Origin of the sequence: Arthrobacter ipis (genome assembly GCF_014694315.1) — a bacterium.
Lineage (GTDB): Bacteria > Actinomycetota > Actinomycetes > Actinomycetales > Micrococcaceae > Arthrobacter > Arthrobacter ipis.
This window is the reverse complement of the sequence record NZ_JAAOXD010000004.1, coordinates 49,164-71,529: the sequence shown is the minus strand read 5'-3', so window position 1 is coordinate 71,529 and position 22,366 is coordinate 49,164. Positions and strand designations below refer to the sequence as shown.

Annotated in this window: 10 protein-coding genes and 1 pseudogene; 4 read left to right on the top strand and 7 right to left on the bottom strand. The window is 62.5% G+C overall.

What is annotated here, in order from left to right:
- Positions 1-38: 38 nt before the first annotated feature.
- Both G9E11_RS12305 and G9E11_RS12300 read right to left on the bottom strand, forming a co-directional pair.
- Positions 39-1,040 carry a nucleoside hydrolase gene (locus G9E11_RS12305; RefSeq protein ID WP_190606141.1) on the bottom strand — a complete coding sequence of 334 codons (1,002 nt, stop codon included), beginning with the start codon at positions 1,038-1,040 and terminating at the stop codon, positions 39-41.
- Between the two features lie 34 nt (positions 1,041-1,074).
- Complete coding sequence (locus tag G9E11_RS12300) at positions 1,075-2,505, bottom strand: MFS transporter (protein WP_190606139.1); 1,431 nt, start codon at positions 2,503-2,505, stop codon at positions 1,075-1,077.
- 142 nt (positions 2,506-2,647) lie between these two features.
- Between G9E11_RS12300 and G9E11_RS12295 the strand changes: the two genes are divergently transcribed.
- The gene (locus G9E11_RS12295) at positions 2,648-3,520 is read left to right on the top strand and encodes a ribokinase (RefSeq protein ID WP_190606137.1); all 873 of its coding nucleotides are present in this window, start codon (positions 2,648-2,650) and stop codon (positions 3,518-3,520) included.
- Entirely contained in the window at positions 3,517-4,056 is a 540-nt protein-coding gene (locus G9E11_RS12290; RefSeq protein ID WP_190606135.1) for a GNAT family N-acetyltransferase, read from the top strand. The genes G9E11_RS12295 and G9E11_RS12290 overlap by 4 nt, the downstream gene beginning before the upstream one ends.
- A 134-nt stretch (positions 4,057-4,190) precedes the next feature.
- Here the strand turns inward: G9E11_RS12290 and G9E11_RS12285 are convergent, their stop codons facing one another.
- From G9E11_RS12285 to G9E11_RS12270, 4 genes and pseudogenes are all read right to left on the bottom strand, one after another.
- Positions 4,191-4,823 (bottom strand): hypothetical protein, encoded by a 633-nt coding sequence (locus G9E11_RS12285; RefSeq protein WP_190606133.1) that lies wholly within the window; start codon positions 4,821-4,823, stop codon positions 4,191-4,193.
- Positions 4,824-5,016: 193 nt separating this feature from the next.
- Positions 5,017-6,870: an alpha/beta hydrolase gene (locus G9E11_RS12280; RefSeq protein ID WP_190606131.1), complete on the bottom strand. Its 1,854-nt coding sequence runs from the start codon at positions 6,868-6,870 to the stop codon at positions 5,017-5,019.
- Positions 6,871-6,996: 126 nt separating this feature from the next.
- On the bottom strand, positions 6,997-13,473 hold the full coding sequence (locus G9E11_RS12275; protein ID WP_190606128.1) for a DUF3320 domain-containing protein: 6,477 nt from the start codon (positions 13,471-13,473) through the stop codon (positions 6,997-6,999).
- A 204-nt stretch (positions 13,474-13,677) separates the two neighbouring features.
- Positions 13,678-14,345: pseudogene (locus G9E11_RS12270) on the bottom strand (DUF6994 family protein).
- Between the two features lie 456 nt (positions 14,346-14,801).
- Here G9E11_RS12270 and G9E11_RS12265 point away from each other — a divergent pair.
- Both G9E11_RS12265 and G9E11_RS12260 read left to right on the top strand, forming a co-directional pair.
- Entirely contained in the window at positions 14,802-16,838 is a 2,037-nt protein-coding gene (locus tag G9E11_RS12265) for a coiled-coil domain-containing protein (protein WP_194718149.1), read from the top strand.
- An 11-nt stretch (positions 16,839-16,849) separates the two neighbouring features.
- The gene (locus G9E11_RS12260; RefSeq protein ID WP_190606124.1) at positions 16,850-18,499 is read left to right on the top strand and encodes an Hsp70 family protein; all 1,650 of its coding nucleotides are present in this window, start codon (positions 16,850-16,852) and stop codon (positions 18,497-18,499) included.
- On the opposite strand, the gene G9E11_RS12255 is transcribed toward G9E11_RS12260, so the two are convergent.
- On the bottom strand, positions 18,492-21,842 hold the full coding sequence (locus G9E11_RS12255; protein WP_190606122.1) for a DEAD/DEAH box helicase: 3,351 nt from the start codon (positions 21,840-21,842) through the stop codon (positions 18,492-18,494). The genes G9E11_RS12260 and G9E11_RS12255 overlap by 8 nt on opposite strands.
- Positions 21,843-22,366 lie beyond the last annotated feature (524 nt).

Sequence of the window (22,366 nt, the reverse complement as noted above, 5' to 3'; positions counted from 1 at the left end):
GCATGTCTGGGCAAAAACCCCAAGGGGTGGGGTGGACGTTAGGTGAGTGAGCCCGCCCCGGCGAGGCCCGCCGTCGAACTTTCCGAAGAAAACGACAGCAGCGTCTCCACCAGGTGCGGCGCGAAGTCGTCCTCAAGCGACAGCACCACGCGGCAGCGGGCGCCGGGCTGCTCCGGGTAGTCCATGTAGAGCCCGCGGAGGTCGCAGACGGTCTGTCCTCGGCCCGGCCCGGAAGTGGTGTCGACGTCGACATGCACCACCGGCGCAACCGCGGCGGTAACGGCCTCCACCGCGAGCGCCGCCGCCAGGGGATCGTGCATGGCGGAGCAAGCGCGGCCGAAGATGCCCTCGTAGAATCTGAAGTAGTAGCCCAGCATCTCCCCCAGCGCCCGCGGCACGGGACCCGAAGAAGCCAGCAGCTCCTGCCGGTGGTTCTCCTCCAGCACGTTGGTCATGGTCACGTCCAGCGGCACCAGGGTCACGTTCCAGCCGGCGGCCAGCACCAGCGCGGCGGCCTCGGGGTCATTGGCGATGTTCGCCTCCGCCACGGGTGTGAGGTTGCCCGGGGCCAGGGCGGCGCCACCCATGATGGTGATCTCCGCGACCAGCTCCGGCAAGGAAGGCTCCAGCCGCAGCGCCTCGGCGATGTTGGTCAGCGGGCCGATGGCCAGGACCCGCAGCGTGCCGGGGTACTCATGCGCGAGCCGCACCAGCATCTCCGCCGCCGTCTCCGGTGCAAGAGAAACAGAGGACGCAGAAAGCGCAACCTCCCCGATCCCGTTCTCGCCGTGCACCCACGGCGCCCCGCCGCCGAAGGAACCGGCGAGGGGGTGGTGCGCGCCGAGGGCGACGGGAATGTGCGCGTGCCCGGCGAGCTCGAGCAGGTCCAGGGTGTTGCGGGCGCCGACGGCGGCACTGACGTTGCCGCTCACGGCGCCGATCCCCCGCACGTCCGCCTGGGGCGAGGCGAGCAGGTAGGCCAGGGCGAGGGCGTCGTCGATGCCGGTGTCGCAGTCGAGGTAGAACGGGTGGCTGGTCATGGGTGTGGTCCTTCTTTCAGTCAGGGACAAGGGTTCAGAGGGTCTCGCCCTTGGGGGCGGCGACGAAGAGGCTGACGATGAACGCGGCGGCGGTGATGGCCACCGAGATCCAGAGGGCGGTGGCGTAGCCGGCGGAGGTCGCCTGGGCGGCGAACGGGGCAACAATTACGACGCCGAGGCTCGCCCCGATGCCGAAGGAGGCGCCGTTGATGCTTGGCAGGGAAGCGGGTGCTTCCTTGGGGGAAAGCAGGACGGAGAGTCCGTTGATGGCAGTGAGGAACAGGCCGTTGTAGAAGATGCCGAGGGCCGCGACGGCGATCATCACCGCCACTTGGTTGCCGGAAAACAAGGCGGCAGCCACGGCGCAGGCCAGGCTCAGGGCGGTGCCGGTGCGGAGGGTCTTGATCCAGCCGCGGCGGCCGGCGAGCCAGCCGGCGAGCGGGGCCGCGAAGACGCCGATGAGCGCGGCCGGGGTGAGGAACAGCAGGGCGGACAGGGACGGGCTGAGCCCGAAGCCGGAGCGGTTGTCCTGGCTGAGCAGCACCACGGTGAAGTTCATGACGGCGAAGATGCCGGCGAGGGTCAGCACGGTGGTGGCGATGACGGGCCAGACCTGGCGTGAGCGCAGGTGGTGGACCGCGATGAGCGGGTGGCTGCGCCGTTTCTCGATCATCCAGAAGGCGGCGAAGGACGCGACGGTGCCGGCCAGCAGGGCCAGGGTGCCGGGCGCGGTCCAGCCGGCGGCCGACCCGCCGGAGACGAAGTACGTGATGAACACCAGGAACACCGAGAGCGAGCCCGCTCCCCACCAGTCCATGGCGCCGCGGACGTGCTGCGGCCGTCCCTTCGGGACCGTCTTGAGGATGCAGCCGGCGGCGACGGCGGTGAGCACCAGGACGACGGCGAAGATGGACCGGAAGCCGAGGGTCTCGGACATCAGGCCGCCGACGTAGCCGTCCACTCCCCCGATGCCGCCGTTGATGGCGGCGATGATGCCCACGGACGTGCCGAAGACGCGCGGCTGCAGATTTTCGCTGAGCACGATGTAGGACAGGGCGAAGACGGCGCTGGACACGCCCTGCAGGAAGCGGCCGGTGATGAGCAGCGGCAGCGTGGGCGCCGCGATGCAGAGGATGGTGCCGGCGCTCATGATGGCCAGCACCAGCAGGAGCGCCGCACGGCGGCCGATGAAGTCGCTCCACCGTCCGATTACGGGGCCGGCGATGGCGCCGGCGAGGAAGAACATGGACTGCACGGGGGCGGCCGCGTCGGGGGCCTGGCCGAAGCTGGCGGCGATCCGCGGCAGGGCCGGGGTGACCATGCTGGCGTTGAGCTGGAAGGACAGCACGCCGAGCAGCAGGGTGGAAATGAGCAGGGCGGCGGGACGGCCGCCAAGTCTGTTCACATCGGTTTCGCTTTCGACGGCGGTGGGCGGCGAGGCGGTGGCGCTGGCTGGGGTGTTCACATCAAACTCCATTGTTCTCTGCAGGGGGTCCTGCGGATGGGAAATCAGTTGTTATACAACCATGTATGACGAACAAGTACAACCATGCCGTACACTATTTCCTAATTCAGCCGCCCCTGGCTCGACCTGATAGGACTTCCTTATGAGCACTCAGCTTCCTGCCGTCACCGTCGTCGGCAGCATCAACCTGGACATCATTGCCACCACCGATCGGCTTCCCACTGCCGGGGAAACCATCGGCGGCGGCGTGCTGCAGCAGCAGCCGGGCGGCAAGGGAGCCAACCAGGCCGTTGCAGCTGCACGTCTGGGCGGGAGCGCGCGGATGATCGGCGCGGTGGGCGACGACGCCCAGGGCCGGCGGATGTTGGAGGCCCTTTCCGGAGCGGGCGTGGACACCGCTGATGTGGCGGTGCTCGACGGCGACGCGACCGGCACCGCGCTGATCGTGGTGGACCGCGACGGCGAGAACCAGATTGTGGTGTGCCCGGGGGCCAACGCTGCGTTTTCCTTGGAGGGCGTGGAGTTTGGGCCGGACGAGACGGTGCTGTGCCAGCTCGAGGTCGGCCTGCCGGTGGTGCTGGAGGCCGCCCGGAGGTCCACCGGGTTCTTCGTGCTGAACGCCGCGCCTGCTATGGACCTGCCGGCGGAGCTGCTGGAGCGGTGCGACCTGGTGATCGTCAACGAGACGGAGTACGAGCTGATTCCTGCACTGGCTTCCGTGAAGCTCGTGGCCGTGACGTACGGGAAGGACGGCTCGGCGATGTTCGAGCGCGGACGCAAAGTGGCCGAGGCGCCGGCCTCGTCGGTGGCGGTGGCCAACACCATCGGTGCGGGAGATGCCTTCTGCGCGGCGCTTGTTCTGGCGCTTCGTTCAGGGCTTTCCTATGAGCGTGCGCTGGCGGTGGCCAATGCCGTAGGGGCAGACGCAGTGGGTGATGAGTCCTCGCAGCCGGTGCTGGCGCGACTCGAGGAGTACGTTGAGCGGGTGGCTGGGACCGGGGTTGCTGCGCCGTGACTGTGGTTTTCAGGCTGGCAACGGCCGCCGACTATCCAGAGGTCCAGAGAATCACGCGAGAGGCGTACCTCCACGCCGGGCACTTCGCTGCCGACCACCCATACATGAGTGCGCTGGATGACGTGGAACACCGGGCGAAGCATGCCGAGGTGTGGGTCGCCGAATCATCGGGCGCAGTCGTGGCGGCAGTGACGCTCACCTTCGCAGGGCAACCGTACAGCGAGATCGCAATGGAAAATGAGCTCGAGTTCCGCATGCTCGCGGTTGATCCTGCCGTTCAAGGCGGCGGCGTTGGGCGTGCCGTTGTCCGGCGGGTCATCGAACACGCGGAGTCGTTGCCGAATATCAGGGCGATCAGCATAACGAGCGCGACGTTCATGGAACGGGCGCATGCTCTTTACGAATCCCTGGGCTTCCGGAGGGTCCCGGCCCGCGACTGGTACGTGCCGGGTGAGGATGTGCTGCTGTGGGTGTTCCGGTTGGAGTTGGCGGTGGTCGAGCTTGTCGAAAACGGCGCCCGACTCGGCCGGGGTTGATCCTGCCGAACCCCAAAGAGCAGAGGCATTGCCCGCAACAACGACGGCGCCAAGGTCCTGGGCGCGCACCCGGAGACGTCACTGCGGCAGCATACTCTCGGGCTCATGCGGCGAGGACGGAGCGCCGCCGGCATCTATCCTGCGAACGCAAAGTCGATGGTGATTTCGGGATCAACGCTTGCGATGAGCCCGGAGTAGAAAACCCTGGCCTGCTCCTTCAGCGCTGCTTCGTTTTGGGAGATGTACTTCTGCTTGTTCTCGTCACTGAGGATGTTGTTCACCATGCGAGTTTGAACGGCTGGCGTTGCCAGCCAGCCAAGCGCGTTGCTGCTTTCGAGGGGGTCCTCGAACACGGGATCGTCAAAGCCGATGCCAATGAATTGAGGGACAGTCACCCGAAACGACTCTGGGCCGGTGGGTTCGATCGTCACCTGTGACCCATCGATGCCTAATTTTGCGTCGAACTTGTACTGGATCAGCGTCGTCTTCTCGCTCGCGGGTACGGCCACGCCGAAAATCTCTCCGCTGCTTTCGTTCCTCGAGACACCCTCGATGTGAAGACTTAGCAAGGCGACCTCTTGCACGCGCGTGACAGCCTGAATCACCTGCGAATCGCGTTCGTTCGCGCTGCTGGTGAACAGCGAACTGAGAGCGAGAGCGTTGAGTCCACCGAATGCGAAAGCGGCGCCCGTTCCCGCAACAACTAGCACGATGATCAGCAGAACAGGCCAAAGCAGAACCCGCGCTTTGAGCAACTTTATGAGCATTGAGTCTCCATCTTCATTCGACGTCGAAACGCCCTCGGGTGGTCACAGTACGGAACGGCCGGCTGAAACAGATCGCCGGGCCAAGTCCCCTCAAACCATTTGTAAGATCAAGAACTGGCCGATTATGACGCGCCCACCGGCCCTGGGCATAAGGCTGCGAGCCGTGCGTTCCCAACCTCGGTGAACAGTACGCCTAGCTAAGTGGTGAGGGCTGGCGCGCAGCAGTGTCCTGGCTCTCCGCCAGGTCCTCTGCATCTTCCGCTAGATCTTCAACCAGCTTCGGCTCAAGGCCGTTCTCGGACAAGTACTTCATTGCCCTTCCAATTGTCTCAAGCTTCTTCTTCAGTTCTCTCAGTGCCTGAGCGGACTCATCGGAGAACTCGTCCAGCCGCTCATATTCGCGGCGGACTGTTATCTCATTTGAAGTTAGGATGCTCCACAACGCGTAGTCCGGTTCAAGGTTTTGCCGCCGGCGCAGTATTGCGGCCGCCAAGCGGCGCTGAATCACTGCTTCGACGGTTTCGGCTGAAGTGCCGGGGCTGGCAAGGCTAAAGGCGATGCCACCACCACCCGCACCCACCAGCGTTCCCGCAGTTAGAAGTCCACCAATCATCCCTCCAGGACCGAATCCGGCCAGGGCACTCGTGATGACTGCGGCCCCGACTACCCCAGGTGCCGCAGCCAGGGCCAGGCCGCCGGTAGCAACGACTAGTGCAACGGCACCCGCGCCGAGTGCTCCCCATTTCTTCCAATCAATTACGAGCGCTCCACTGAGCACATCTTGGGCCTCTTTGGCAGCCTCAAAAACGTGAGTACCGTACTGGCTACCCAACCCCATCTCCGAGGTAAGCTCCCGCATTGCGCCGAGCCATTTACCGCGGTCTACATTGATATCAAACGGCCGGATCACATTTTCGGATGCCAGAACTGTCAGTAGCGTTACCGCGTCCTCTTTGGTGAGATGACGGCTCGGCAGGGGCTCAGGGACGTTCGCATTCGAGTCTGATGCGTCGAAGGCCAGCCTTGCAACTTGAGAGGGCAGCGGCCTCCCCGCTTCCTTATTCCTTTGACGAATTTCATCGACGACTGTGGCCTGCACTTGCCGCAACGCTCCAGCAAATCGAATACCCTGTTCGCCGTCAAGCCGTTCCTTGAGCAGATGGGCATAACGCAGTGCCACCAAGGCAGTCAGTTCAGACGCATCCAGTGGAATATCGAGACCTCGCTCCGCTAGGACGATTTCCTTGGACTTGGATCCGAAGAGCCCAAACCCCACGGCTTCGGCGACGGCATCGTGTGAAAGGTACGTTTCGGCGTCGTGTACGTGGTGGTTGAATCCGGTTCCAATTCGGAAGTCAAGCATCCAGTTGTACACCGACGACAGGCCCCTGTGGGCCGCTACTGGGTCCAGCACGTTCCAGAAATTTGCCCACCAAGCCAAGTTGGTGGGTGGCTCCTGCATATTTTCGCGCAGTTTGTCGACATTGAATCTGCCGCTCGCCAGTGGGCTGCCGATGGTGACCAAGCCGACCACCACGAGCTCTTTTGGTAACCGCTGAATCAGGTCTGCAGCAATTACTGAACCTAGGCTATGACCAACAATTACTATCCGGCCGGCGCCGGGCAGTTTGCTAAGGATGAGCCGCAGAACCTGTGCTCTGACGTCAGCGTCACCGAGGTACTTTCGGACTTGCGCGAAACCGGGAAGGTTCGCCGCCCCGTTAACCACTAGTTCGGCGCCACCCCAGCCGGTTCCCTGGTCATGTCTTCCTAACCGAAACTCCAGCGCAGCTGTGCGTCGCTCAAAATCCCGGCGATTCTGGCGGACCTTATCCCTCGCAGGCTGCTTGACGTTAATCTTCGGAAGAGGGAAGGATTCATCACTGTCCCTGAGTGCGTGAGCATACCTGGGTGCAAGTATGCGTTCAGGGTTTATGCCCGGATACCCCAGGCGCGATAACGCCGCCTCAAGGCCAGTCAGCCAGGCACGGTCTCTGTTTCCGTCTCCGACGCCGTGCAGAAAGAGCAGTGTGGGTTCTTGGGACATGGGAACTCCGATCAAAATTTGAATCAATTTGTTTAGGGTGCGAGCGCCAGCTAGCTAACGGCATCTGCAGGCCCGCTTGCTATGCCTTCTGGGAAAAATCAATGATTGCCTAAATGCCTTATTCGCCTAGCTAGCCAGCTGCACGAATGCACCTCGAAGCTCAAGCCTCTTCGTGTCGACGCCATACTGCAGTCCTTCGTTCAGGCGGGCTGTCACACCTGCCGTCAAACGCTTACCACCGAAAGTCCTGATGGTTTCTCGGTGGAGCTCGTCCACTGCGATGCCACCGGAGAGCCGCACGATGTCGACCATCGCGTTCCGAATTTCGACAACGCTGATGTGCTCAGGCTTCCTCGTGATGTCAGCGCTGTTCGGGCGGAACTGCTCCCACATCTCCCGGTCAACCGAGGCGTCCCAGATAAAACCGTCGGCGTCGCAGTAGTGGAGCGATTCGTCCAAAACATCGAGTACGGAATTTGCCCTTTGCGAGTTCACCTTGTTGAGTTCAAAAGCAGCGCAGACGAGCTTGGCGAGCCGCTCCTGGTGGATAGGTCCTTCTGCTGCGATCACATCTTGGATAGCTTCACGTACGGCTGTTACGGAGCGGCGGGAGCGAAGCGTGTCCAGTACTTCAAGGCCGCCGAAGCGCCGGACAGTCCAAGGCTCGTAGCTGGACTGGGCGGATACGGTTACAAGCGTGGCTGGCCTAGGGTTCGCTTGAAAGGCCTCCAGGAGGGTTCCCTGGCCAAGAGGCGAAGTGTCCTTGCCTGCGACCAGAACGAACTCCTGCTCAGGTGCGGCCGCTTCTGCCGCCCGTCGTCCGGAGCGCGTCACCGCGGGAGTTCCGCCAGTCAACGCATCCTGAGGTTCTGAAGCAGGAGCCGCCGCCTCGTACGCTTCCTCCAGAGCAGCTTCAAGCTTGTCCAGCACGGCGTCCCGGTCGGCCAGCCAGGCCGGTAGCCAGACCCGCTGCACTGAGGGCCAGCGCATCATGCGGGTAAGAACATCCCCGGGAAGCCCGTCCCGGTCGCCCGCCGTCCGGCGGGCAGCCCACGCGGGGCTGTCCAGAAGGACGGCCATCAACGGGCGGTTGGGGTTGTCGGGAACGGCAACGCTGATATCAACTTTGAAGTCGGACAGCCCCACGTCTGTTGCAATGACAAAGCCTCGGTCCCGCAGCGCATCGGCAATCTCTTCCCGGTGCAGGTCAATACTGGCGGCGCGGCGCCCATCGTAAGGTAGCGCGGCAGTCCCCTGTTCGGCGAGATCAAGGTAGGACCGCAAGTGCTTGATGCCAACGGAGCTGGTTTCCTCCGAGCGCAGATCGGCCGGGTTGAAGCTGGAAAAAACAACAACTTGCCGGCGTGCACGGGTGACAGCAACGTTAAGGCGCCGCTCCCCACCAGACCGGTTCAAGGGACCAAAGTTCAACGGCAGATATCCCTTGTCATTCTTGCTGAACCCGGTCGAGAACAGGATGACGTCCCGCTCATCGCCCTGCACGTTCTCAAGGTTTTTGACGAAAAGCCCTTCTGAATCCTCGTCCAGGGCAGCGACAATGCGCGGCTCTTCCGTGTCGCGCAGCAGCCCTTCAATCAGGGCACGCTGCTGCAGGTTGAACGTCACCACACCGATGGAGGGAGTCCCCGCCGGATCAGCATCAAACCTGCGACGGATCTCGGCCACCACCGCAGCAGCCTCCACAGGATTGGTACGGAGGACCTTGGACGGCCCCGAGCGGTGGAACTGGCCGTCAACCCGGACAAAGTTCACCCCGTGCCCGCGGACACCCGAATTCGCAGCCCCGTGGGACGGGCCCGGGAACGAGGAAAGCTTGCTGTCGTAGTACTGCTGGTTACTGAAAGCAATCAGCGATTCGTCCTGGCTCCGGTAGTGCCAGGACAGCCACTGCCGCGGCACCCGCGCTTCCACGCACTCGGAAAGGATCGACTCCATATCCTCCACCACGGAGATCTCGGCGTCGCCGTCGCTGCCGGCGTCGGAGGAAATCTCGGCGAACGACGTGGGCGGCATCTGCTTGCTGTCACCCACCACTACCACTGACGCACCGCGGCCCATGGCACCCACCGCGTCGGCAACCCGGATTTGTGAGGCTTCATCGAACACCACGATGTCAAACAGACCGGCCTTGGCAGGGAAGAACCGCGCCACCGAATCCGGGCTGACCAGCGTGCAGGGCATGATCCCCGTGATGAGGTCTGCATAGTGTTCCATCAGTTTTCGAACGGACAACCCACCTCGTTGCCTGGTCAGTTGCCGTTGCAGCTCGCCCATGCGCCCGGAGGTCGACGACGAGACCGTCCGGGAGCGCAGAACCCCGGCGGCAAGGTTGGTTTTGAGCAGCTCGCGTACCGCTTCCGCGCGCGTGGTGAACCGCTCGATGGTGCGCTCGTGCACCGCGGCATCAAAGTCGCCCAACCCGGTAGCGATCCGGCGTTCGGCCAGCGACCCTTCAGCCAAGCCGCGTTCAAAGGCTGCTGCTGCGTCATCGGCTTCCAGCTCGCCGTCGAGGATGGCAATACGGGCGTCCACCAGCCCCGCGGCACGCAACGGTTCGACATGACGGATCAGCTCGAGCCACCGCGTCAGCGGTACCGACCCTGCCGCGTCCAGTCGCCGCGGCACGGACGTTTCCCACCATCGGGCCAGGAAGCCCAGCACACCGGTCCACGCACGCAGGTCATCGCTACCCACACCTTGAATCTTCAGGAATTCTTCCCAGGCATGGGAAAGCTCCCGCAGCCAGCCGACAACGTTCTGGTGGACGTCAGGGGCATCCTTCAGGAACGTACGGAGCTCGCTCTGGAAGCTCGCGACGGCGGGCTTCGAAGCCGGCTGCACCGCCTGCGCGGCCCAGCGCAGCCAGGATATGCGGTGCCGCAGGTCGGCTTGGGCGTCCGGCGTCAGAGGGTTCCATTGCTGGTCTGCAGGCAGCCCAGGCAAAGAGCCCCGCGTTGCCCGCAGGCCGGAGACCTCGTGCTGGACCGCCACCAGTTTCTCCAGCAGCGGCACCAGCTCCTTGTGGCGGATCTCAGCTCCAGGAGCAAGCACGGAAGACAGTTCGGCGGCCACTGCCAACAACCGCTTTTTGCGTCCCCAGAACCCGGAAGCTGCGGCCTGCTGTGCGCGGCCGAGGATTTCTGGCAGAGGAAGGTCCATAGCCGCCGGCGCTACCTGCTCAAGGCCCGGATGCTGGACGGACGCAAAGGCCGTAACCAGGTTCTCCAGCTGTTCAGCATTAAGTGACCAGTCGCTGGAGCGGACCGCATCCAGCGTTCCCAACGGGACGTCCCGGTCCTGCAGCAGTGTGGCGAGCGTTGCGACGTCGGCCGGCGTCTGCGCTGCGTCCAGAACCGACGGCAGTCCAGGCGTTGGCCGCAAGGCATTCAGCGCCTCGTTGAGGCGACATCCCAGAGCCAGCAGTTGCTGCTCCTGCTGCCCACCGCCGGCGACAGAGGCAAACCGCCATGGGTGATCAGGTCCAGGACGGACGGGGTCCGTGAACTCTGGAAGTTCCCTGAACACCTGCCGGATCGAGTCCAGGGTGGAATCATTCAAGGACGCGGTCAGCTCCGGACTGAGCTGAACCGTCGCGTGATCAGGTTCATAGGTCAGCGCCTTGGTCCGCGCGCTGTAGAGGGACAGCTGCGCGCCGTTCTCCTCATGGACGTTGGTGGCGTAGCGGACCAGTCCACGCCGGGCTGAGGCAAGGTCGGTGGAGGCGGTCTCAAGCTGCTGCTGATTCGCAGACAAGCGCAGTTCCAGGGCGTGTTTGATCTGCGCCCTGACTACCGCCGGCTTGCTGCCCTTGTCATGCAGGTCAAGGGAGAACGGCCCCATCCCGACGTCGTCGAGCCGCCTCTGAACAACATCGAGTGCTGCCCGCTTCTCGGCAACGAACAAAACGCGTTTGCCGTCAACAATGGCGCGCGTTAAGAGGTTAGTGATGGTCTGTGACTTTCCGGTGCCCGGAGGGCCTTCCAAGACGAACGTCTGGCCGGAGACTGCAGACGCGACTGCCTCCAGCTGCGACGAATCCGCGGGTATTGGACAATGCGCCGCAAGGGCGTCCAGGTCAACGTCCGGCGTGACGGGAACACTGTCTGAATACAGTTCTGTGGGGGTGTTGATCAGGTGATTGACCAGGCTGTTGGCCGTAAACTCCCTCCAGTTCTCGTCAAGGTCCTTCCACAGCCGGAACTTGGCGAACTGCAACATGGACAGGTCCACGGTGTTTTCCACCCTGAAGGCGAGGCCCTTGGCCGAAACGGCGGCCCGGACTGCATCAAAGGCAGCGTCCAGATCGATCCCAAAACCGTCTTCCTCCGGCTCGGCAAGGCCGGGGATGCGCAGGTCGTGAGACTGGGCCAGCTTCTCGAGGAGGCAATAGTTTGGCGTCGACTGGCCGGTCTCATCCAGAGTGACCCGGTACAGACCGTTTTTTCCTGCGGAAGTCAGTTTCACCGGGACCAGAACCAGCGGGGACCGAAGCGCCCGGCCGTCCAGCTCCCACATCAGGCTGCCGAGGGCCAGGTAGAGGTTGTTGGCTCCGGTTTCCTCTGACTGGGTCTTCGCCTTGTAGGCGAGGCCGCGCATCTTGGCGTTGTAGCCGTCTTCGCTGACCTCGGCAAACACCGACTTTTTGGAGCTGAGCAGGTCCGCGAGTTCGTCTTGGGGAAGGTCCTTGCCGAAGCGGACGCCGCGCTCCTGGTGGATGGCGCTGATCTGGTTGGACGGTAGCAGGCTGACGGACGTGCCCTTGCTGATGAGGTCCTCGAACGCGCCCATCCATGCCGTGGGCACTGCCAGTGGGAACCGGGCCGTATCAGTGAAGTTGATGAGCCTGTTCCGCAGGCTCAGGTCCAGCAGGGCGTTCTTCCATTGGACCACCCGGGGTGGAACATCGGTTGTGGTCCTGACCGTTCCTCCGCTTGAGGCTGCCTTCTTCGGCAGCGCCGGCGCAGTCTTGGTTTCCGGGACGTAGTTGACCACGGTGTGGGTTCCGGCGTCGGAGGTGGTGCGGGCAGGCAGCGGGTAGATGCCATCGAGGCGGGCGCGCCTAATGTCAGTCACCGCGTTGATCTCGTTATTGCCGCTTTCCACATAACGGTTCAGCGGGCTGTTGCGGAGTGCGGCCGCCGAGATCGGCTGACTGCCGGTGAGGAGCGTGGTTTCCACGAGGCCGATGAAGCCCCGCTGTACAAGGCTGACCAGCTCGGGCACGTCGTCGGACGCGGCAGTGCTGAGGCTGCCTTCCTCGCGCCAGTAGCCAAGGAAGGCGTGGCCGTCCACTAGCCAGAGCAGAGGCCTGATGCCGCAGAATTCCAATGCGGCGGCGAGGACCAGCGTGGTGTCGAGGCACGTGCCCAGACGGTCGTCAAGGACCTGCGCCGGCGTACGGACCTGCTGGCCTTCCAGTCCCCAGCTGGCGGGTGGCATGCTGTAGCGGATGTCGCGGGCGCTCATGGCCTGGGCGATGGCGAACACGATCTGGTCAACCCGGTCCGCGTCTTCGAGGTACCCGTCGAAGCTGCCGCTGCCCGTTGTTTGCATGAGGATGTCGGCGGCCTCGGACATAAGCTTGGCAATGCTGGGATGGTGCGGTTGCACGTACGCGGCCAGGAACTCGTAGGAGACGAGTCCCCGCCCGGCGATCCACAACTGGGCGGGCAGGAGCGTCAGGTCCGTCTCTGAGCGGCCCAGCTCAGTCACGGCGGCATCCGCGCCTGCCGATTGGACGGTCACCAGCACCTTTCCCATCTGCCGGTCCGCCAGTTCATACATGGTGGCGGCCTGAACTGGGACGTTGAGGTCATCGAGCGTGATGGTCTGGCCTGCGGCCAGGTCCACGTACTGCTGGAAGTCGCCGGAGATCCGCCCCGACTGCCCGGAGGCCTCCACATGGACAACGGCACCACGAATTTCCGCGCCAACGTTGGTGATCTTGACCTGCCTGACGAAGCGGAAGCCGTTATGCGCCATCGCATAGCTCAGTGCATCTGCTGTGGTCACCTCAACCACAACGTGGGCAGCCGATGCCGCCGGTTCATGGGCTACAGGTTCAACTGAGGAGTTTGCCCCCGGGAGGTCCGGCTGCACGACGGCGGCGGGCAGAGCCTGCTGGTCTTCTTCCGGCTGTTCGTGGTTCGGAGAAGACCGGTCCTGGTACTCGGTGAGAAGCGCAGCCAACTCGCTGTGAGTTTGGTCCAGCCCGATCACCTTGGCCAGCCGACCTGCGGTGTCCAGCGTACGGAAGGTATCGGGGTCGTCGAAGGACTCGTTGTGTGCCCAAAGGTTGCGTGCCTGGCGCAGCTCGGAGGTGTGGCTACGCGCATCGTGCGGAAGGTTGAAGGGGTACCCGAGTGAGCCCATGGATTCAGTCATGATGCGCAGCTGCAGGCTGAGATCCGTGGGCGCGTATGTCTGCGCAGCGCGTCCGGCGTTCTCGTCCTTGTGCTGGATGATCTTGGTCCAGGCCACCCCAGGGGCCACCTCACCAAGCACTCCTGCGATGTACGGCTCAAGGCCAACCGCCAAGGCCTCAAGCGCCCGGCCCACATACTCGCGGTTGGACAGACTCATCAAATTCCCCCATCTACGGCACTCGCATTAACGCCGTCACTCAATCAATGCCACCCATAATGGCATCCGGCACTGACAATCCTGCATGTTTTGCTGGTTCTGCCCCGCTCAGGGGTCAGCAAGCCCGTAAGTTACGGCTCGAACCAAGGTTTGACGCCCTTACGGCCCTCCGAAGGACTTCCCGTTTATCGTGCAATCCGGCCTTCAAGCTTCGTCGATCCTTCGATTGCGGGCGGAGACGAATGCGTTGCTGAGCCGTAGATACTCGAGGTATTCGTCACGGTTTTTTGGAACGGCTGGTGTGCTGAAGTCGGCGAACGAGTGGAAGAACCGGATGGCCTTGCCGTCATCCTCCACGAGGTCTTCCAGTAAAAAGAACTTGACGTACCCGGCGAAGTCCCTGAACAGTGCGAAGAATTCGGCATATCTGAGCAGGACATCTGCGAGGGGGCTCGGCTCGCCAAGATAGTGGCGGCGGATGCACTCCAGTGTCAGGTCGAAGCGATCGGCAATCCTGGGATGGAGTCCGCGTGCACCAATAATCGTCGGCTTTCTGCCGATCCTGTTGCCTGGAAACACGAGCGTGCTTCCGGGGGTGTAGCCGAGGTACTCGGGTAGGTCGTCTTCCGGTATGTCACGGATGACGTTCCATGCCTTCCTTCGCAGCCTGGTGGTGATGGCGTCGCTGGGAGGAAGAAAACACCGGACGAGGATCGGTGCACGAGGTATGCGCGGGGTTCCATTGTCAGGTCGAAGTGCGGGCCGGCGGGCAACTCCTTGCTCCACAGCAGTTGGTGGTACTTCCGCAGGGCAGGACTGAAGGAGTCGGGGTCCTTGCCGGCCGGAGTATCGGAGTGGAAGTCGAAGGTCATCGGTGTCCCCATGCTCGATGCGTATGTCTTGGTGCGTAAATCGTCCCATGTGATCTCATAGGCAAAGCCTGTCTTGATCCAATGCTGCCGTGTTCCTGCGCCAATACTGAGAAGAAGTCGTTAGCCGCTGTAACACCGCGATTTGAAGCTTTTGGTGCAGCTGTGAATTGTCCCACCACAGTTTCTGCATCGCCTGCGTCAGCTCAACCCGCGGCCATCAAGCTGCAGCATCTCCTCCCCGGCGCTTCCGCCGTCGTCCTGATCATTGCCGCCGCAGTCTTAAACCGCCGGCACGTTAAGCGTCGGGACCAGGTACGCCGCTTCACCTGCCAGCAGCACCGCGGAGGTATGGTCGGCGACGAAAGACGTTCCAGCGCACGCGCTCGTCGAACTGATCGCTAAGGTCGGGATGAAGCCGGTGCTGTGGATAGAATAACGCGGGTGAAAGCGCCTCAGGTGGTCATAGACCTCGATAGGAAATCTCGGGTGGTCCTCCGAGAGGGACGCCTCGTCGCCCACAGGGGTTCTGAGGTCACTGTTCTTTGGAGTGACGGGTCAACCGATGATGTACGACTCGGTGTTGATGAGGATCACATACTGCTTGCCACCGCGACTGGTGGGCTACGCCATCGAAAGTTCGTCGACCCGATTGGCACCTCAGAGCTCGTGCGCTCGTCGCCTGCACAGGCTTTCGCGTTCGCCCTTCTCGACTCATCGAAGCCAACGTCTAGCAAAGACCTCATCGCGCGCGTCAAGGAAGCCTTCACCGGGGATGTCAGCGCTCTGTGGAAGCGGGCTCGCCCGACTTTCGAGACGAACGAGAATATTAAGACATCGGGTAAGGGCGCGAGCCTCGAGTACACCTGGGTGGGGCAGGCTCCGCTCGATGCAGTTTCGGCCGACATAGCCGCCCACATTGGCGAACGGACAACCAGGGACGAGAACACCGTGACGGTGAAACCCGAGGCCGGTAGCGCCGAGCGACGCGCTGACGCTGCTCCGCAAGTGGCCGATGGCGCTATCGGCGGGGCAGTGAACTCAGAAACTACCAACAAGGGCCGAGGCAGCGCACACAGTGCTGAGGACAGGCAAATGCACCCGGCTGTCGAACTCGTCCGCGCGACTTCAGTCTCAGGCCAACTGCCTGAGAACTGGGCTGGGGTACTGGGCAGTGCCATGCGAAATCCTTTGGCAGCTGGGCTCGCGGTGGGCTCACTGTCTGAGGATGTGCTTCAAGCGGCCGTTCCGGCGCTCGATCGAGCTGCTTTGATCCTGCAGGCCCTGCCGAGGGACAGCAAAACGATCAAGGCAATTGATGCACTGCAATTGGCGGGACCCGAGGGTGCGACCGCTCTGATAGATGCTGCAGAGGCTGAGTTGCGCGGTCTTGACTCTGCGTCTGCCAGAGCCCAGGAGCTACGGCAAGCCAAGGACTTCCTGATTCGGAGGTTGTTGAGTTCGCCCTCGGTTGGTCTCCTCAGCCTGGACACTGTTCTTCGTGCCACCCGCGAGATGGAAACGCCCAAAGATGCTGCCAAGAAGGGTGAGTGGGTCGCTGGAGTTCTGGCGGCCGTTATAGGCGCGATGGATCAGGACTCCTGGAAGAATCTTGCGCTCCAGGACAAGTCTGCGGTGGCCCGGCGTCTCACGTCCGTTCCGCTGAATGCGAGCGGCTCGAGGGCGCACGTGCTGGGGTGGATCTGGCGCAATCATCCGGCAGATCTCGCCGACGAAATGTGGTGGCGGGACGTGGAGTTTGATGACCTGGCTGCGGTCGCCACCACGCCCTTGGCCAGCGCGCTCGAGAGCGATGCCATAGCGTCCACCGTAGTCAAGCCCTTGGTGGTCAAGAGGCTCGAGTCAGCCACTACGAGGCGTCAGCTACTCAGGTCGCTCGCCGCCCCTACTGCACTTGCCCGCGTCATGGATGAAAGTGACGTTCAGCGAGCGTTCGACCGAGTCCTACGGGATGACAACATCGGCCGGGCCTGGCTTGTGCGCCTCAGGAATGAGACACGGATATCCGAGCTTGCTCACCAAGTAGAGGCCCTCAATCGCCAGGCGAGAGAAATGACGGAGCTGCTCGGCAAGGCCCAGGAAGCCGTGCGGTTGCGTGATGACCGGCTGCACCGCATGGAGGAAAAACTTGGCGAGGCCGCCGCGAGCACCAACGAGCTTCGCGAATCTCAGTCGCGCCAGATCAGGATCGATGTCATGCGCGCCTTTGCGGGGCTCTGCGCGTACGTCGACGGGGCTGCCGACAGTCAGTCCGCTCAGCGCGTCCGGGAGCGGGTACGGCGAATGGCCGCCCGTGAGGGACTGACTCCCTCGGGTGTTCCAGGCCGGACTGAGCCCTATGACCCACAGCGTCACGATGTCATCGGGGAGCCGCCACTGCCCAACACACCAGTGACTGTCACGGGCATCGGATATGCATGGGGCGAGGGGGCCGATGAGATCGTTCTCGTGCGCGCCCTCGTTGAACGAAGTTAGTAGGAGTGGGAGTGGCTCGAGAACAGTTTCTGGGTGTCGACTTTGGCACGAGCACGACACTGATCGCCGAGAGCCTGCCGGCGGGCAGGCCGACGGTAGTCCCAATCGGTCATGCCGAATCGTGGATGCCCTCCGCTGCTGCGGTCAGCGGTGACGCCTTGGTGGTCGGCGAGGACGCACTGACTCACAATCCCGCCGCTCTGATCACTTCAGTCAAACGCTGCATCACAGGACGCGCGGTAGTCGCGCGAAGCGGGGATGGCTCCATTGAACGCGACGCCGACGAGGTGATCGGCGCGGTCCTTCGCGAGATCGCGAACCGTGCCCGCGCTGATCGGCTCCCCATCTCCGATAAAGGAGTCACGCGGCTCGGCTGCCCTGCAATGTGGGATGGGGATCAGCGGGAACGGTTGCTCGGCCTCGCCGAGACGGCGGGGTTCAACGTCGGCCCCTCGACTCTGATTGATGAGCCGATCGCCGCTGGACTGAACTGGATCGGCTGGCGAACGCAACAGAGGGAGTACTTCGACGGAGAGCGCGTGCTCGTGTTCGATATGGGCGGAGGCACGCTCGACGTCGCCGTCCTTGACGTCACGACCGGCCCGCTCAGAGACCCTGAAATCTACGTCCTCGCCTCAGACGGCCTCAACGAGGCCGGCGACGTGCTCGACGGAACGATCGTCGCCGACCTGGAGGTCGCTCTCCGCGACCAAGGACTCGAGCTCGAGGCGTTGCCCGACGCTGATCTTGCGAGGGCTTATCTGATGCGCGCAGCGGCTGAGGCAAAGGTTGACCTCTCGATATACCAGGAGACGCAGGTGCATGTCGGCTATCAGGCCGGCAACCTGCCCAGCCTGCGCTACACCCGCGAGCAGCTGGAGGATGCCATGCGTCCGCAACTGGAACGCGCCTGGTCCCTCATCCTCTCGACTCTGCGCGGGTCGTACTTGACCCGCGCAGAAGGTGTGGTCACAGCTGCCCTGCGCCAGATTTCGGAGGAGGGCCTCACCTCAAAGGTTGATCACGTTCTCCTTGCCGGGGGCATGAGTCGCGCCTCCGCGGTGGAGAAGTTCCTTAGCCGAAAGCTACCCAACGCCAGGGTTCACACCTTCCCTGGCACGAACGGTGCGCGGGAGGCGATCGTGGCGGGCCTTGCCGAGAATACCTCCTATGAACAGGTGAATCTGCATCGTCCCGCCTTCGACTTCGTGCTCGAGTTCTCGGCGCGAGGCGGGAACGTGACCCGTGTTCCGCTCTACCGGGCACACACGAAGCTTTACGAGTCGTGGGAGGCACAGAGCCGGGACCGGCTCAGGTACGAGTGGCCAAACGGTGCCACCGCGGTCAATCGCGATTCAGCTCGATCATTGCCATCATCCGGGTACGGCCGCCTCGCTGTCTATGCGATGGACGGAACGCCGGTCGATCTGCGGCATAAGGAGACCGATGTGCCCGGACTAAAGGTGGCCTTTGGCTATGATGGTGTGCGCTTTGTCATGTCCACGGAGGGGCGCGTCAATATCACCGATGGCCGCGGAATGAGTCAGTCATTCCGCGTCTCGCGCTGGCCTGTGCTCACAGGGGGTTTCGCCCGCCTTGCCCTTCCTGTTAAGGAACCGGACTGGAAGCCAATGGAACGACGCGACTGGGACGTCAAGTAGCCGGACCGACGAGCTCAATCACTGCGACCGTCCTGCGGCTCATCGAGAAGGCCCGATGCTTTTCCAGCTCGGCCTCAAGCTGCTCGAGGTCTTGACCGAGGTTCCGGATGCGACCTTCTGCCATCCGGATGACTCGCGGGTCGCGTTCCCGCGCCATAACGACGTCCAACGTGGCTTTCGCCTTATGGATCTTGACCTGAAGACTCGCCTTGCGTGCATCGAGGCGGGCCTGTACCAACGCCGCATTGTCCAAACGTCTGCGTGACTCTTCCTCGCGGTGCCGGGCCCAGCTGACCTCCTTCAGCGATGCCAGGAAGGGCTCCATTGGTGTTGGAGCGGCTCCAGCGGCTTCCTCCAGTGATCCGTTCGCAATGGCTTCCAGCAACTGAACCCCGACGTCTGGCGCAACGGCCCCGGTCTGGATATCGATCGCCGTTGACCACAATTCCTTGGTCGGCTTTACTCCGGTCGACGCTACCAAGTCCACAGTGACGGCATAGCGAGCACCGGACGGCAGCGTTGCGAGCCTGCCTATGCCATAACGATGCAGCGCGAGCCTGTCGTGTTCCAGTTGGTGCAGTGCCACGTCAACGATGGGGTGTCGGAGAGATAGGAGCTCCACGTCCCGCGCGCTTGCCAAGTCGGCGTCGAAGGTGACTTCGATTGATTCTCCATTGCTGATACGACCTTGGAACAGTACCGCTGACCGACGGCTCGCTCCCTGAGTGCCTCGAAAGCGATAGATGAGGTCGGAGAGCTCTTTGCTTCCCCGTAATAGCAAGACGCCGGGATGCTCCGACTTCGCGAGCTTGCCTCCAGTGGCTCGCAGTATGTGCTCAATGAGGGTGCGCACTTCTGTCGTTCCGACATACCGCCCGTCCACTGGCCCTGATTCTGAGAGGCCTTCAACCTGCATCTCATCAATCGTGGACAGAGTAGCGCGCTCCTCATTCAGCCGCCGAAGGTTCGCCGCCCTCGTCTCGATGGCCGTTGCGATTTCTTCCGCTCGTTGCCTTCGCTGGGAGTCGTCCAGTCGCGGATCAAGGATTTGGTTAGCTAGGTCACGGAAATCGTCCCTGAGGATGGGCTCGAGGTCTCCGATTGAGTTTCGAAATACGCCGATTCGGGTGTATAGGCGTTCCAAGATGTCGGACTCGATCGTCCCCGGCACATGCATGTTGAGGATAAGCACCTTCTCGTGCTTTTGGCCGAATCGATCCAAACGACCGATTCGCTGCTCGACTCGCATGGGGTTCCAGGGCAGGTCGTAGTTCACCAGTACGTTGCAGAACTCGAAGTCCAGCCCCTCCGATGCCACCTCGCTCGCAATGAGGAGGTCGAATTTCCCATCGCGAAAGGCATCGACGATGGGCTGGCGATCCACCATATGGATACCGCCATGGAGCTGCTCGACCCGGAAGTCTGAACTAAGGCGTTCTGCCAAGTACGCGATTGTCCCGCGAAAGGTGGAGAAGATCAGTGCCTGACGCAAGCCTTGTTCGCGCAAGTGCGTGAGCCGCTCCAGCAGGGCTTCAAACTTCGAGTCCTCACCATGCCACTCGAAGGATGCCCGGTCCTCGCGCATTTCCGCCAAGTCCTCTTCGCCGTACTCCTCGTCGTAATCCTCCACTGAGCGCGCGAACTGGTCTGCGTTGGCAGAGAGTCGCGCCTGCATCGCGGGGAGGCAGCTCGCGACCTGTCGCAGCGGCATCTGCATGGCGAAGCCGGGTGGCGTTCCGTGCGCGCGAGCCCGGGACATGAAGTGGTCGACGACGCGGTCGTAGAAGCCCTTCTCATCCGGCGACCAGTTCACGGCTACCTGATGGGGTTCACGCACTGCCTTGGCGTCGGGTACATCCACCTTCCGGGTCCTTGAGAGCACGCCACTCAAGGTGTTCAGCTCGGAAACGAGACGCTTGACTTCGGCCCGTTGGCCCGCTTCCAAGGGTGCAGCGGTGTCAAGAACCTCCTCTAGGCGCGCGTAGTCGGGGCGATTCGAGACGGCGCGGCCGAAGGGCAGTGTCTTAATCGACAGCAAATGGTGACGCACTGCTGCGCCGGATGAGCCGTGAGAGATGCCGCGTTCGATCGCGTTGAGGTGCTGATTCGGTTCGAGCTGCATATGGAAGATTTGGGAGTCCTGGTACATGCCGTCGTCGAGCAAAGTCAGCAGGTTGTACAGGTCGTCAGAGCGCAGGTTGATGGGGGTGGCCGACAGGAACAACAAGTGATCGGCCCAATCGGATAGCAACCCGCCTAGCAGGTTCGACCTCGTACCGGCATTGCGCAACACGTGGGCCTCGTCGACGATGACCAAATCAAATCTCGGTCGGATTCGGGTCAGCTGCTCGAGCACGTCGCTCGCACTGCGGAGGGACTCCACCGAGATGATCGCGTGGATTTCCGGGTCTCGTCCGGCGAGGAGATCCTCGGCGAGGTCAGCCAGCTTGCCCGGCTTGATAACCTCGAGGTCACGGTCGAAACGCCGGCTCATCTCCATGCGCCATTTGTGAGTCAAGGAGGAAGGCGTGACCACAAGCGTGCGACGAAGAGGTGACCTCTGCTCCAGCTCGCTCCACACCAGTCCCGCCTCGATCGTCTTTCCGAGACCCACCTCGTCTGCCAGAAGTAGCCGCCCGGTCGGAGAGTTGAGGATCTTGAGCGCGGGGATGAACTGGTAGGCACGAAAGACCGTTTTTGTCGCTCGGTAGGAGTACAGGGTGTTCGAGAGCGGCTCGCGCAACTTCGTCCACGTCAGAGTCATTGCTATCTCCCGTGCCGAAGCGGGTGCCGAGGTTACCCAGAAGGCTGGATCGCGTGGGTCTCCGTCAATCCTCTGAAGGGACTCTGGGGCGACGTGCTGAAGCTCCCCGTCGACACTCACTTCAATCACGTAGCCAGCGCGCGTGCGAGTAACGCGCCGCACCCGACCAATGCGATCGCACCCGAGCACCTTCACGACATCCTCGGGGCCAAACGAACTTGTGCCGATGAAGGGCAGACCGTCCTCCCACTGCTCAACCAGGTCCTCTCGCGCCTCCGCGAGGTGACGCATCCCTCCGTCCGCAGTGAATCGATGGCGGGCAGTTGCATTTGGCCTTTCTTGGCCCTCTCCACGGATGACGAGGGCCTCCCATCGACCCTTGCGGTAGACCCCGTACACACCGTTAAAGAGATTGCCGCCGGAATATCCCGGCGGAAGCTGACGGACGTCGGCGTCGAGCGCCTCCAACTCTTCGAGCTCCAACCCCGTTAGTTCACCTCGAACGAGGATCCGCTCGGCTTCGCTCTCTTTCAGCCAAGTAAGCCCAGATTGCAGCCCCTGATAGACCAGATCATCCATTGACATCAGACGCGGACCTCCCTCGTAGGGATCTGCCCCGAGAATGGTTGATCTTGAGGAGATCGATGTCGTCGTGTGACCGGCAATTCCATACACGCCTGCTGGTGCCTGAGCACATCACCGTTCATCGCCCGTCATCGTGCTCCATCACCGTGTATTCCCTAAGCAAACACAGACTGCCGTTTTCTTCATGAAATGTGTACGTGTGCGAGTGATCCAGACTTGCTAGCGCGTAATCGATGTTCATGGCACCACCCGACATAAACTCCAATGCCTGCTGCCAAGAGAGATCAGTCTCTACCATTTCATCGTTTCCCGTCGATGACCACGCTCCGAGCCTTGTTATCTGGTATCGCTTCAATGAAGATCCTTCTGTTTGTGCCCGTATATATTGCCACGGACATCACTGATCAGCTCTTGCCGGCCCGAACAAGAAGGCCTGCAGACTTACGCCCTACAATGGTCTATTCCAAACATGTGGATGGAGCAAGTAATTGTGTAGCGATCCCTGCTTCACACGTCAG

Bases quoted from the DNA above. Each gene is read 5' to 3' on its own strand.
- G9E11_RS12280 (WP_190606131.1), bottom strand. From the start codon at position 6,870: ATGTCCCAAGAACCCACACTGCTCTTTCTGCACGGCGTCGGAGACGGA.
- G9E11_RS12285 (WP_190606133.1), bottom strand. From the start codon at position 4,823: ATGCTCATAAAGTTGCTCAAAGCGCGGGTTCTGCTTTGGCCTGTTCTG.
- G9E11_RS12255 (WP_190606122.1), bottom strand. From the start codon at position 21,842: ATGGATGATCTGGTCTATCAGGGGCTGCAATCTGGGCTTACTTGGCTG.
- G9E11_RS12275 (WP_190606128.1), bottom strand. From the start codon at position 13,473: ATGAGTCTGTCCAACCGCGAGTATGTGGGCCGGGCGCTTGAGGCCTTG.
- G9E11_RS12305 (WP_190606141.1), bottom strand. From the start codon at position 1,040: ATGACCAGCCACCCGTTCTACCTCGACTGCGACACCGGCATCGACGAC.
- G9E11_RS12295 (WP_190606137.1), top strand. From the start codon at position 2,648: ATGAGCACTCAGCTTCCTGCCGTCACCGTCGTCGGCAGCATCAACCTG.